General features: G+C 44.7%; 12 protein-coding genes, 1 pseudogene and 2 riboswitches. Of the genes and pseudogenes, 11 read left to right on the forward strand and 2 right to left on the reverse strand.

The genetic code is table 11. The annotated features are described in order from the left end of the window. The first annotated feature begins 41 nt into the window (after positions 1–41). The 3 genes from LPY66_RS06545 to LPY66_RS06555 all read left to right on the forward strand — a co-directional run bounded on the left by LPY66_RS06545 (position 42) and on the right by LPY66_RS06555 (position 2,565). Positions 42–254 carry a FeoA family protein gene (locus LPY66_RS06545; RefSeq protein ID WP_337987288.1) on the forward strand — a complete coding sequence of 71 codons (213 nt, stop codon included), beginning with the start codon at positions 42–44 and terminating at the stop codon, positions 252–254. An 89-nt stretch (positions 255–343) separates the two neighbouring features. Further along, positions 344–2,383 (forward strand): ferrous iron transporter B, encoded by a 2,040-nt coding sequence (gene feoB, locus LPY66_RS06550; protein ID WP_337987289.1) that lies wholly within the window; start codon positions 344–346, stop codon positions 2,381–2,383. Then, entirely contained in the window at positions 2,380–2,565 is a 186-nt protein-coding gene (locus tag LPY66_RS06555; RefSeq protein ID WP_337987290.1) for a FeoB-associated Cys-rich membrane protein, read from the forward strand. Before feoB ends, LPY66_RS06555 begins: the two co-directional genes overlap by 4 nt. Positions 2,566–2,644: 79 nt before the next feature. Here the strand turns inward: LPY66_RS06555 and LPY66_RS06560 are convergent, their stop codons facing one another. Then, complete coding sequence (locus LPY66_RS06560) at positions 2,645–3,034, reverse strand: metal-dependent transcriptional regulator (RefSeq protein ID WP_337987291.1); 390 nt, start codon at positions 3,032–3,034, stop codon at positions 2,645–2,647. Positions 3,035–3,280: 246 nt separating this feature from the next. Here LPY66_RS06560 and LPY66_RS06565 point away from each other — a divergent pair, with 246 nt between their 5' ends. After that, entirely contained in the window at positions 3,281–4,477 is a 1,197-nt protein-coding gene (locus LPY66_RS06565) for a YibE/F family protein (protein ID WP_337987292.1), read from the forward strand. An 8-nt stretch (positions 4,478–4,485) separates the two neighbouring features. Continuing rightward, a pseudogene (locus LPY66_RS06570) lies at positions 4,486–4,590 on the forward strand (YnfA family protein); the annotation flags it as partial. 258 nt (positions 4,591–4,848) lie between these two features. Continuing rightward, positions 4,849–5,026, reverse strand: a riboswitch (cobalamin riboswitch). Positions 5,027–5,378: 352 nt separating this feature from the next. On the opposite strand, the gene LPY66_RS06575 reads toward LPY66_RS06570, so the two are convergent. After that, complete coding sequence (locus tag LPY66_RS06575) at positions 5,379–6,434, reverse strand: energy-coupling factor ABC transporter permease (protein WP_337987293.1); 1,056 nt, start codon at positions 6,432–6,434, stop codon at positions 5,379–5,381. A gap of 221 nt (positions 6,435–6,655) precedes the next feature. Then, a riboswitch (cobalamin riboswitch) is annotated at positions 6,656–6,843 on the forward strand. 243 nt (positions 6,844–7,086) lie between these two features. On the opposite strand from LPY66_RS06575, the gene LPY66_RS06580 reads away from it, so the two are divergent. From LPY66_RS06580 to LPY66_RS06605, 6 genes are read left to right on the forward strand one after another with little or no spacing between them, the layout of a single operon-like run. Next, positions 7,087–7,806, forward strand: a complete 720-nt coding sequence (locus LPY66_RS06580) for a precorrin-6A/cobalt-precorrin-6A reductase (protein ID WP_337987294.1) — start codon at positions 7,087–7,089, stop codon at positions 7,804–7,806. A gap of 38 nt (positions 7,807–7,844) precedes the next feature. Next, positions 7,845–8,597, forward strand: coding sequence for an energy-coupling factor ABC transporter permease (locus LPY66_RS06585; protein ID WP_337987295.1), 753 nt, complete (start codon positions 7,845–7,847; stop codon positions 8,595–8,597). After that, on the forward strand, positions 8,594–8,920 hold the full coding sequence (locus tag LPY66_RS06590) for an energy-coupling factor ABC transporter substrate-binding protein (RefSeq protein ID WP_337987296.1): 327 nt from the start codon (positions 8,594–8,596) through the stop codon (positions 8,918–8,920). The genes LPY66_RS06585 and LPY66_RS06590 overlap by 4 nt, the downstream gene beginning before the upstream one ends. Before the next feature lie 17 nt (positions 8,921–8,937). Continuing rightward, the gene (cbiQ, locus tag LPY66_RS06595) at positions 8,938–9,729 is read left to right on the forward strand and encodes a cobalt ECF transporter T component CbiQ (RefSeq protein WP_337987297.1); all 792 of its coding nucleotides are present in this window, start codon (positions 8,938–8,940) and stop codon (positions 9,727–9,729) included. Then, positions 9,729–10,586 (forward strand): ATP-binding cassette domain-containing protein, encoded by an 858-nt coding sequence (locus tag LPY66_RS06600; RefSeq protein ID WP_337987298.1) that lies wholly within the window; start codon positions 9,729–9,731, stop codon positions 10,584–10,586. Before cbiQ ends, LPY66_RS06600 begins: the two co-directional genes overlap by 1 nt. After that, positions 10,567–11,643 (forward strand): DMT family transporter, encoded by a 1,077-nt coding sequence (locus LPY66_RS06605; RefSeq protein WP_337987299.1) that lies wholly within the window; start codon positions 10,567–10,569, stop codon positions 11,641–11,643. The genes LPY66_RS06600 and LPY66_RS06605 overlap by 20 nt, the downstream gene beginning before the upstream one ends. Positions 11,644–11,649 lie beyond the last annotated feature (6 nt).

Below are 11,649 nucleotides of genomic sequence, written 5' to 3' on the forward strand. Positions count from 1 at the left end.
CTATAAGTTAGAATAATCTAACTCGAAGAGGGGGAGCAACAATGTCTTTAACAAAAGGCAAGCTGAATACACCTTATACGGTTAGCAGCGTGAAAACCAATTACGAAGATATACGGCAATTCCTGTTCTCGCTGGGGTGTTATCCCGGGGAGAAAATAACCATTATTTCTAAATTAGCGTCTAATTACATCGTCAATATTAAAGATGCCCGATATAGTATTGATGAAGATTTAGCAAATGCGATTATCGTCTGAACATTAATAGACAATGTATGAGTACCCAGAGGGCGTCATTTTTTAACAAAAAAGTTAGAGCAATCTAACATAGTTTTGAGGAGGAACCGATGCGAATTGCATTAGCAGGAAACCCAAATAGCGGAAAAACAACATTATTTAATGCGCTGACGGGTAAAAGTGAGCAAGTGGGTAACTGGGTCGGCGTCACCGTGGAAAAAAAAGAAGGCATTATTAAGCAGAGCTTATACCAGAGCAGCTTAAACCAGAGCTTAGATCAGAGTAAAGAAAATACGATCGTGGTTGATTTGCCCGGCGCTTACTCGATGTCGCCTTATACACAGGAAGAGTCCATTACCAAAGAGTTTGTACTGAATGAAAAACTGGATGTGATCATCAACATCGTCGATGCTACAAACATAAGCCGGAGTTTATTTTTTACAACCGAATTACTGGATTTGGGCATACCGATCGTCATCGCTCTGAATAAAAGTGACTTAACCCAGAAGAAGGGCACAATGATTAATGTGCAAGCGTTGAGTGAGGCATTGAAATGCCCGGTGGTAGAAACGATATTAACCAAATCCGACAAGAATGGTCTGAAGGAATTGCTGGCGGAGGTCTTCGCTGCGGACAAAGCTAAAATAAAACAAAACCCGCCGAATATAAGGGGATCTGTGACAGTTACCAGTAAGGAAGAATACCAACAGACAAATCTAAAACGGTACGCCTTTGTTAATGCGATCGTCGCCGAAGTGGAAAGAAAAATGATCAGCTCCGAAAAACAAACCCTACAGGATCAGGTTGACCGGATCGTTGCGCACAAATGGCTGGGAATCCCGATCTTTGCGGCAGTCATCTATCTTGTTTTCTCTATTTCGCAGACGTGGGTCGGACCATGGGTGGCGGATATATTTGTCGGATGGATCGATTTATTATACGGCGGCGTTGCCGCTTTGCTGGGTGACAATGTGAACCCGGTGTTAAGCGCGTTACTGCTCGACGGTATCATTGGCGGCGTGGGAGCAGTCCTGGGATTCTTGCCACTGATCATGATGTTGTTTTTCTGTCTGGCCTTATTGGAGGACAGTGGCTATATGGCCCGGGTAGCCATCGTTTTTGATAGATTCTTCAAGAAAGTCGGTTTATCCGGCAGATCCATCATCCCGATGATTATTGGTACAGGCTGCGGGATACCCGGTATCATGGCGACTCGAACCATTAAGAATGAACGACAGCGGCGTACCACGGCAATGCTGGCGCCCTTTATGCCCTGCGGGGCAAAACTGCCGATCATTGCTCTTTTTTCCGGAGTATTTTTCAGCGAGAATGCCTGGATCGGGACTTCGATGTATTTTCTCGGTATCCTGGTGATTATTATCGGGGCGTTGATCATCCGTCAAATCACCGGAGATTATTCCAAGTCCTATTTCATTATGGAACTGCCGGAATACAAGGTGCCCAGCCTGAAACGCGCAGCATTTTCCATGCTGCGGCGGGCAAAGGATTTCATCGTCAAAGCGGGTACCATTATCCTTGTCTGCAATGCGGTGGTTCAAATCCTGCAGACTTTTGACTGGCACTTCCGGGCAGTGGGCGCAAACTCGCCGGAGACGAGCATCTTAGCCAGTATCGCCACGCCGTTAGCGATCCTCTTTATTCCCCTGGGATTTGGTTTGTGGCAATTTGCGGCAGCAGCAGTGACAGGCTTTATTGCTAAAGAGAATGTTGTGGGAACCCTGGCCGTTTGTTTTAGCGTGACGAATTTTATCAACGTTGAAGATTTGACACTGGTTGGCGGCAGCGCTGAAGTCAATGCCGTCTTCGGGATTAGTGCGACGGCTGCCCTTGCCTATTTGGTATTCAACCTTTTTACACCGCCATGCTTTGCGGCCATCGGTGCGATGAATACGGAACTGGAATCCCACAAATGGCTGTGGGGCGCCATTGGCTTCCAATTCAGTATGGGGTACGTCTTGAGTTTTCTTGTATATCAGGTTGGAACGCTCATTTTAACCGGAAGCTTTGGTCACGGTTTTGTGGGAGGGTTAATCGCTGTAGGGATTATCGTAGGAATCATTGGTTACTTTATGCTGAAAGGCGGAAAAATTAACCAAGGCTATGACGGAATAAAGGCGGTGAATTTATGAGTATGGAGATAAATCTGATCGATATCATTGTCAGCGTGGTAATTATCGCAATCGTAACCCTGGCTATATATAAAATCCGACAGGACAAAAAAAGAGGCACCAAATGCACCGGCTGCAGCTGCTCAGGATCGCCGCAATGCACCCGCGCCAAAAGCTTAGAATACACCGATTGTCCCAAATGAACAGAAAGCCCGAAATATACGGATATATGATCCATATAACGCAATAACCTCTTTCAGGGCGATGACGCAATGCAAGAGGTTATTTTTCCGGGAGAACGGTACGAGTCGAGAGATGCTTTTGCATGGCTTTAATCGAATCGTTGCTGATTACATGTTCTATCGCACAGGCATCCGAATCGGCAATAGCAGGATCCACATGTAATATTTCCGTCAAATACTGATGGATAACCTGATGTTTGCAGGATGTCGACTGTGCCAGTTTCAGTCCGCTGGGGGTAAGGTATATTTCCCTGTATTTTTCAGCGACAATAAGGCCTTTTTCTGAAAGTGAGGCCATGGCACTGGTGGTACTCGCCTTGGAAACGCCCAATTTTCTGGCGATATCGGATACTCTGGCGCTATTGCCATCACGGGACAACTCATAGATGGCTTCCAGATAGTTTTCCATTTTATAACTCAATTCCTGCATTCTTTTTCCTCCCGATACCTCATTATACCCGAAATCAGAATAAATTTTCTACTTCCTAAGTCAAAACGCCAATGGGCAAACAAGAAGGAGGGTTTGTCACTATCATATTTGGAGTGAAAGAAAGTGTATGGTAAAATTAGTTTTATCTGTCAAATAATAGATCAGAAGCCAATAAGCTGATTTTTGCGTTGGATTTGATACCTTTTTATGTTAGGGAAAAGAGAAAGATTTAAAATGGAGGCTATTGTGAAAAAATATGTATTGGTTATTGCTATATTATTCCTGGTATTATGCCTTCTAAATGCTGGAATTACCAAGGGGAGGGTACTGGCAGAGACAGACGATGGTTTTGTTACAGAAAATTCAACTGAAAATGAATCAACACCGGTTGAAAAGTTTTCAAAGGGAATTGTTGTTAGAGTAATCGGTGAGACAAAGACACAGGATTTTCTGAATATGTCGGATGAAGTAATTACACAACAGTTGGAAGTAAAGCTCACGCATAAGGAGTATGCTAATCAGACGGTAATGATTGAAAACCTTGTTCACAAGGGGTCGAATACCATGGGGACATATGATCTGAAGGCGGGAGATCGTGTTGTAGTTTATCTCGATACGGATAACGAAGGGAAAATAGTCAATGCGCATATTCAGGATATATCAAGGGAGTATACACTGTATGGTTTGTTATTCTTTTTCGCTTTAGCTCTCATATTGCTAGGAAGAAGAAGAGGCCTGGCATCCCTTGTGAGTCTCACATTTATCGGGATGCTCATTTGGTTTTGGTTTATTCCGTATATCAAAAACGGTGGTAATCCGTTAGTGGGAGCTGTGGCCGTATGCTCTGCCGTTACCATAATCACGATTCCGCTTGTTCATGGATTTAACATAAAATCCTTTGCAGCCATCATTGGCACCGTTTTCGGAGTTGTCATTGCTGGCATGGCAGGTTATGCGTCGGCTATTTTTGGGAGAATTCAAGGGATTGAATTTGAATACATGAATATTCTAAGTACCGTACCCAATGGAATAACTTATGATTTTAGAGGCATTTTTCTCGCAGGAGTTCTTATTGGTTCCTTAGGGGCTGTAATGGATACCAGCATTTCTGTTGCATCGGCGATACAGGAATTTTATGAAATCCATCCCGATATTAAACCGAGCAAATTATGGAAGACGGGAATGAATGTCGGGAGAGATGTGATGAGCATGATGTCCAGCACGCTGATCCTGGCTTACACTGGCGGTGCTATAGCTCTTCTGCTTCTTCTTAACATATTTATGTCTGATCCGATAAAGTTCTTAAACTCGGATCTGTTCGTAAGTGAAGTTATCAGGATGCTTTCAGGATCTATCGGGTTGATATTGGCGGTTCCCATTACGATCTATTCGGCAATCAAACTCGTAAGGCGATCAAGGAGATTGAAAAGTAATAATGATTAAAGCAATTTAGAGAATCAAAGCCGTATTGGTATGGCATCATCGGCGGATTAATTTTAGTCTTGTACGGCATTATACCGACATTACAGAACTTCCCCAATTTTGCAAGAGTCTATCATTGAATAAAAAAAAAGCATGTTTGTTTATCAGTCCGATAACAAGCATGCTTTCTCTCCTTTTGGGGGAGAGATATTTTAGGAGGACTTAATATCAACCTCAAGCACGCCGGCAAAAGCTTGCCTGAGGGTATCCGCGAATGAGTAAACCAAGGTTGAATAAAAAAACCTCTTATCCTATGGATAAAAGGTTAGATCACAGTGTATCTGCATGATTTATGCAGAAATATAATCCATCCTCCTATCAACCGTAGGCGTCCAATGAATTAACTGCAAGCAGGTCTTCTGGCTTAAGGTTCATCGTTATCCTTACCTTCCCGAATCCGGTGGTTATTCAAGGACTCCTCACCTTTTACAGCGGCGGGACCGCACGGGACTCTCACCCGTTTCCCTATTCTACCGGCAACAGCCGGTCACTTACAGATAAATATTCAATTACTTATGATTATACTATAAATAATGGAAAAGGCAAGTGCTTTATAAGTATCTATTATTTCATCGGTGTATCGTTGTCTTCGGCGGCATATCTCGTATTATGATCTTTCAATAATTAGACAACTATATTCTCTTGGGTCCGGTCCGCGCACCACATTCCGCTTTCGGCTCTTGCGCCATCCGTGAATTTACATTGAGGAAGTTAAAATTCTTATGCCCTCCTTGGCGAATTTTAACTTAGGTCCATCCATGGACCGTTGCGCTTCGCAATCCTACTCCGCTTGACGCCGGAAATGTGGTACGCAGACCGAGCTAATGGGGTTTGAATGTCCAGTTATTTAGAGAACGTTGTACTAGGCAGCTGCTTTAGGTTTCCGTCTTTTTAAAAAATGCAGGACAAATCCTACCATTATAAGCAATGCGAGTGTAAGCGCGCCGCCAACGAAACCGGAAACGGATGTTCCAGCACTTACAGCAGGCCAAGTATCTCCGGTTTCTGCTGCCGGTTCAGTGTGAGCTTCGGTATTTGTTGTTTTAAAACCATAATCCGGCAAAAAAGCCGTTTTACTTTGAATTCCGGCTAAAAAACCATGAATCCCGTCCGTTGCTTCCAGTTCCGTGACGCCTGCGGTTTTCTCCATTGACCATTCCAGTCCGTCGGGATTAGCAGATGCAAACCAGGAAACACCGCCGCCGATCACCAGGGCAGCGATCAAGAAGCCGATGACAACACGTTTAATTGCTTTGGTACCGGAAGTATTAGTTACTGCCGATTTTTCCAACAAGTCAGGCCGGGCTTTCCAAACGAAGGAAATTACGGCAGCGGTTACAAGCCCTTCAACAATGCCAATTGCCAGATGGATCGGCTGCATCATGAGTAGAAAAGCATTGAAAGGAAGTTCCGTTTTTCCAGACAAGAATGTCTCAAATACCACACTCAAAGCCCCCAGCTGAAGACCCGCAATCGCTGCGATCATTGAACCGGCAAGAATGCGTTTGGGCGAGATTCCTTTCTTTGTTATGGTTTTGTAAATCAGTGGATAAGCAAGAAAACACGTATAGAAACCAAGATTAAATACATTGCAGCCATAAGCTAACAACCCGCCGTCACCAAAAAATAAGGCCTGAATCAATAAAATGGCAGCCATCGTGATAAAGCCGGCATAGGGGCCGAGCAAAATGGCAAGCAAAAGTCCTCCCCCAAGGTGTCCGCTGGATCCTGTACCCGGGATCGAAAAATTAATCATCTGTGTAGCGAAAACAAATGCGCCCATTGCCCCCATTATCGGGATCTTTTTTTCATCCAGTTCAGCTTGGACTTTCTTTATCGAATAGGCAGCAACCCCTGCTGTCGCAGTCCACATTACCGCTCCAACGACCGGTGAAATTAATGCGTCAGCCATATGCATAATAATCACTCCTCTTAATTCTGCTGTCAAAATCATTATAGTGTGCTCGCATATTTTTACAATCCTGGTAGGGGGGATAAAATTCTGATCGTTAAAGGCGACGACTTGTTTGAAACAGTAAGAATATGAGGGTATAAAGGATGAAGGTATGAGCGAAAATGCAGAATAATAGCTTAGAATTAAACTGTACAGTTTTAAGCTAGCATGCTATAATATATCAAATTGAATATACAGTAATGAGTTATTCCTGCCCGAGGGCAAGAATTGAAAAGGGAAGTCAGTTGGAGCTGACGCGGTTCCCGCCACTGTACGAGGGAGTCGAATCACATAATGTCACTGGGATTAACCTGGGAAGACGTGATTCGATAAAGATCTTAAGCCAGGAGACCTGCTCATACTGGGTACTGTAACTACCTACGGGATGTTAGGGAGGTGAATGCCTTATGTTTTCGGAATTCTTACCGCTTTCTGATACAGGTTAGATCCTTTACCTTTTCATGGTAGAGGTTTTTTTCTATCCATGGAGGGATTACTGCCGCGGTGCCACGGATGGCAAGGAGCGGCGCTATCCATGGAGGGATTACTGCCGCGGTGCCACGGATGGCAAGGAGCGGCATTGTCTCGGTTTTATCTATAGGCTAAGGAGGTTCAAATGATTGTCCTTCTGGGAGAAACATCGGCAGCTTTTGAATTAAGTAAACATCTCCAAAACAGGGGGATCAATTTTATTAAGAAGTCGGCTTGGACGGTTAAAGACTGTTTGCCGGCGGATTCAGTTATTCTTGATGTCAGCCATCCTTTGAGTGATAAGTTCTGTTCACTGAGACAGTTATGTGAACAATTCCATATTCCGTACCTCAGATTAGAAAGACCTGAAACCCACATCCCAGAAAATTCCTTGATATTCCAGACATATAATTGGGATGAAGTTTTGTATCGTCTTAATGAGCGCGTTGGTGCATTACACCGGGAAAAAGGACGAAAGGTTAATGTTTTTGTTACTACCGGCAGTCACCAATTGGGTAGTATTGTACATAGCGCTTTTGCGGGCATGGCCCGTTTTATTGTCCGGGTTCTCCCTGAAGGACGACTGGTACAGAAATGCCAGGACTTAGGTATTCAACCCCGGGACATCGTCGCCATGCAAGGTCCTTTTTCCAAAGACATTAACAAAGCGCTTTTTAAGTTCTATGGAGCGGACGTCGTGTTGACAAAGGACAGCGGTCAAGCCGGCGGGACGGATACGAAAATTTCGGCTGCGTTAGAATCGGGTCTGGAAATCATTGTAATTCGAAAAAACAAAACGGACTATGGTTTGACCATGAGGAGTGTCAATGAAGTAATAACATGGCTTGATAATAATATTTTATGAGAAGATTTTAGTTTAGATCAAGAAGAAAGGTGACACGAATGAATACGAAACGAATAACAATGGTCGCAAGCATCACCCTGATGCTGATCTTATTGCCTCAAAATGTTTTTGCCATGCACATCATGGAAGGGTTTCTTCCCCCGGTCTGGTGTATCTCCTGGGGCGTTCTGTGCATCCCGTTTGTCGCGTATGGCTTATACGCCATGCGCAAAATAACCAATGAGTCTCCAAAACTAAAGTTGCTGCTGGCAATGGCCGGTGCGTTTGTCTTTGTCTTATCCTCTTTGAAAATACCTTCCGTTACCGGGAGTTGTTCACATCCTACAGGAACTGGTTTGGGAGCTATCTTGTTCGGCCCTGCCGTTATGAGCGTACTTGGCATTATTGTTCTTCTGTTCCAGTCGATTCTACTAGCTCATGGTGGGCTGACGACGCTTGGCGCCAATACCTTTTCCATGGCGATTGTCGGTCCGTTTATCGCCTACGGTGTTTTTCTGCTGGTGAAAAAACTAAAAGGACCGGAGTGGCTGGGCGTGTTTCTGGCGGCGGCCTTGGGGGATTTGGTTACCTACATTGTCACATCGTTGCAGCTGGCGGTGGCATTCCCTGCCGCAACTGGGGGTATTGCAGTCTCAGCCGGCAAATTTATGGGGATTTTTGCCTTTACCCAAGTGCCTCTGGCCATCAGTGAAGGCATATTAACGGTTATTATTTTTAACGCGATCAAGACTTACCTGAAAAGCGACGAACTTCATTCCTTAAAAGTATTTGCTGGGGGGGATTTAAGATGAGCAGTAGCAACAATATGCCGAATAATAAAAGCAGGCTGACAACCAATCTTGTCCTGATTGCCATCGTTATTTTGCTCGCCATTGTTCCGCTGGTTATGAACAAAAACGCTGAATTCGGCGGAGCAGACGGTCAAGCTGAAACGGCGATTACTGAAATTAATCCTGAATACACGCCGTGGTTTTCTTCTATTTTTGAGCCGCCCAGCGGAGAGATTGAAAGCTTACTGTTCTCTCTGCAAGCAGCACTTGGTTCCGGTATACTCTTTTACGGACTCGGCTATATGAAGGGACGCTATAAAAGGGAAGAGAAAAACAAAAACTAATATAAGGAAATCAAAAGATGATCAATATCGATAAATATGCCTATGCTTCCAAACTAAGTAAAACAAATCCCATGGAAAAAATGGCGCTTGCTTTGCTGACGTTATGTGTCTGTCTTTGGGCAAACTCTATCCTGCTTTCGGTTACCGTATTATTGATTATGAGCTGGTTGACTGTCAAAAAGGGAGGCATACCCCTCCCTTTTTTTCTTAAACTGATGCTCATACCAATGTCTTTCCTTATTCTGGGTGTCCTTATGATCGCTTTTCAAATTGTAAACGATCCGCATCAGTTTATTCTGGCTTTTCCAGTGTTTGGTTTTTATTTGGGATTCTCCAAACCCGGTATGGAGACGGCGATACAGCTTTTTTTCAAAGCTTTGGGAGCGGTGTCCTGTTTGTATTATTTGTCTTTGAATACGCCGATGGTTGATCTGCTGTCCGCACTGCGCAAGCTGAAATGTCCGCAGCTTATGCTGGAAATGATGAGCTTGATTTACCGGTTTATATTTGTGCTGATGGAAACTGCGGAGACCATGTATACGGCTCAAAATTCCCGCTTGGGTTATTCGAGCCTGAAAGCAGGGTATCGTTCGTTAGGGATGTTGGCCTCAACGCTTTTTATCCGGGCCTACAAACGTTCAGATGATATGTATACGGCGATGGAAGCCAGGGGATATGACGGCAAAATCGCCGTGTTGGAAGAAATAGCGCCCTTCTCTTGGCGGCGTTTCCTGGCAACAATAATAATGAATGTTGGTTTGATTACAGCGGTATTGCTGGCCAGACAGTATTGGGGAGGTTTGCTCTAATGAAGGACTGCATACTGGAAACGCAAATGTTATCTTACACGTATGCCGACGGGACCAGCGCTTTGGATGAGGTTACTCTGGGCATCAGAAAAGGGGAAACGACCGCGGTATTAGGAAGTAACGGCGCCGGAAAATCCACGTTGTTTCTGAACTTTAACGGGATTTTGAAACCGTCCTCCGGGCAAGTATTCTTCAGAGAGACGCCGCTTGATTATACAAAAAAAGGACTGCAGGAACTGCGCAGGAAGGTTGGTATTGTTTTTCAGGATCCGGATAACCAGCTTTTTTCCGCTAATGTTTATCAAGATATTTCTTTTGGGGCCGTTAATATGAAATTACCGGAAAAGGAAATTCGCCGCAGAGTGGAAATCGCGATGGAGCGAACAGGAATAACCCATCTGAAGAATAAAGCGACCCATTCTCTCAGCTTCGGTCAGAAAAAAAGGGTGGCTATTGCCGGGGTGCTTGTTATGGAGCCGGATATACTGGTGTTGGATGAACCGACAGCAGGGCTTGATCCGATGGGAGTCAGTGAGATCATGAAACTTCTTAAGGAAACCCAAAATGAACTTGGGCTTTCCATTGTTATCTCGACCCATGAGATTGATATTGTTCCGCTCTACTGCGATTTTGTTTATGTCCTGGATCGAGGAAAAGTCATTCTGGAAGGGACGCCGAAAGAAGTCTTTTCAGAAAAGGAAACGATTCGAAGTGTTAACTTAAGGCTGCCGCGAATTGGGCATCTAATGGAAATACTGAGGGCGAAAGATGATTTTGCTTTGACAGAATCGGCGATGACCATATCTGAGGCGCGGAAGGCATTAAATGATTGGAAGAATGAAAAATCAACAAAATAGATTGTTTTGGTTTCCTATTTTGCAGATTATCGCAGCCGCCGCTTTGTTCGGGGCCAGTGTCCCTTTGGCAAAGCTGCTGTTAGGGGATATTGCCCCTGTACCGCTGGCCGGATTCTTGTACATAGGCAGCGGTATGGGGATGTTGCTTTGGCGCGTTTTGTTTAAGGCTGATCAAGGCAGTTGCCGTGAAGCAAAAATTGTTAAACAGGATTGGCCATGGTTGATCGGGGCCATCTCATCCGGCGGAATAGCCGCTCCCATTGTCTTGATGGTTTCACTGAAACAGGCACCTGCTTCGACAGCTGCCCTTTTGTTAAATTTTGAAGGCGTGGCGACAACCATTATTGCCGGGATTGTGTTTAAAGAACACATCGGGAAGCGTATTTGGGGGGCAGTTCTATTAATTGCCGTTGCCAGCATCGCGCTGTCCTGGAATACTTCCGGGCAATGGGGTTTCTCCCTTAGTGCCGTCGGGGTACTCGCCGCTTGCGGCTTGTGGGGCGCGGATAACAATTTTACACGGAATATCTCAGCTAAAGATCCATATATGATTGTTGCCATCAAAGGTTCGTGTGCAGGAATATTCTCTCTGCTCCTGGCGCAAATTATCGGACAGCCATTTCCGCATTTGTCCTATGCGGTAATGGCAATGTTCTTGGGGTGTCTAAGCTATGGCTGCAGTATCGTTTTCTTTATTCAAGGCATGCGAGAACTGGGCTCAGCCCGGACAAGCGCCTTATATGGCATTGCGCCTTTCTTGGGAGCTGTTTTATCCATCGCCTTATATAGAGAGGTTCCGGAAATACAGTTTATTGTCGCAATGCCTGTGATGATACTGGGTGCCATTTTGTTATTAAAAGAAGACCATGTTCATTGGCACAGACATCACTATACCGAACATGAACACCGGCATTGCCATAGTGATGGGCATCATACCCACAGTCATCAGGGTGATACGAAATTGGAAAAAAACTATCATTCGCATGTCCACCAACACGAAGAGACAGAACATTGGCATGGGCACACGCCAAACATTCATCACCGGCATAGTCACTAGATGACA

The sequence above is a fragment of the Dehalobacter sp. DCM genome (assembly GCF_024972775.1).
Taxonomy (GTDB): domain Bacteria; phylum Bacillota; class Desulfitobacteriia; order Desulfitobacteriales; family Syntrophobotulaceae; genus Dehalobacter.

Coding starts and splice junctions, on each gene's coding strand:
- LPY66_RS06585 (WP_337987295.1), top strand. CDS start 7,845: ATGAATACGAAACGAATAACAATGGTCGCAAGCATCACCCTGATGCTG.
- cbiQ (WP_337987297.1), top strand. CDS start 8,938: ATGATCAATATCGATAAATATGCCTATGCTTCCAAACTAAGTAAAACA.
- feoB (WP_337987289.1), top strand. CDS start 344: ATGCGAATTGCATTAGCAGGAAACCCAAATAGCGGAAAAACAACATTA.
- LPY66_RS06600 (WP_337987298.1), top strand. CDS start 9,729: ATGAAGGACTGCATACTGGAAACGCAAATGTTATCTTACACGTATGCC.
- LPY66_RS06590 (WP_337987296.1), top strand. CDS start 8,594: ATGAGCAGTAGCAACAATATGCCGAATAATAAAAGCAGGCTGACAACC.
- LPY66_RS06605 (WP_337987299.1), top strand. CDS start 10,567: ATGAAAAATCAACAAAATAGATTGTTTTGGTTTCCTATTTTGCAGATT.
- LPY66_RS06575 (WP_337987293.1), bottom strand. CDS start 6,434: ATGCATATGGCTGACGCATTAATTTCACCGGTCGTTGGAGCGGTAATG.
- LPY66_RS06545 (WP_337987288.1), top strand. CDS start 42: ATGTCTTTAACAAAAGGCAAGCTGAATACACCTTATACGGTTAGCAGC.
- LPY66_RS06580 (WP_337987294.1), top strand. CDS start 7,087: ATGATTGTCCTTCTGGGAGAAACATCGGCAGCTTTTGAATTAAGTAAA.
- LPY66_RS06555 (WP_337987290.1), top strand. CDS start 2,380: ATGAGTATGGAGATAAATCTGATCGATATCATTGTCAGCGTGGTAATT.
- LPY66_RS06560 (WP_337987291.1), bottom strand. CDS start 3,034: ATGCAGGAATTGAGTTATAAAATGGAAAACTATCTGGAAGCCATCTAT.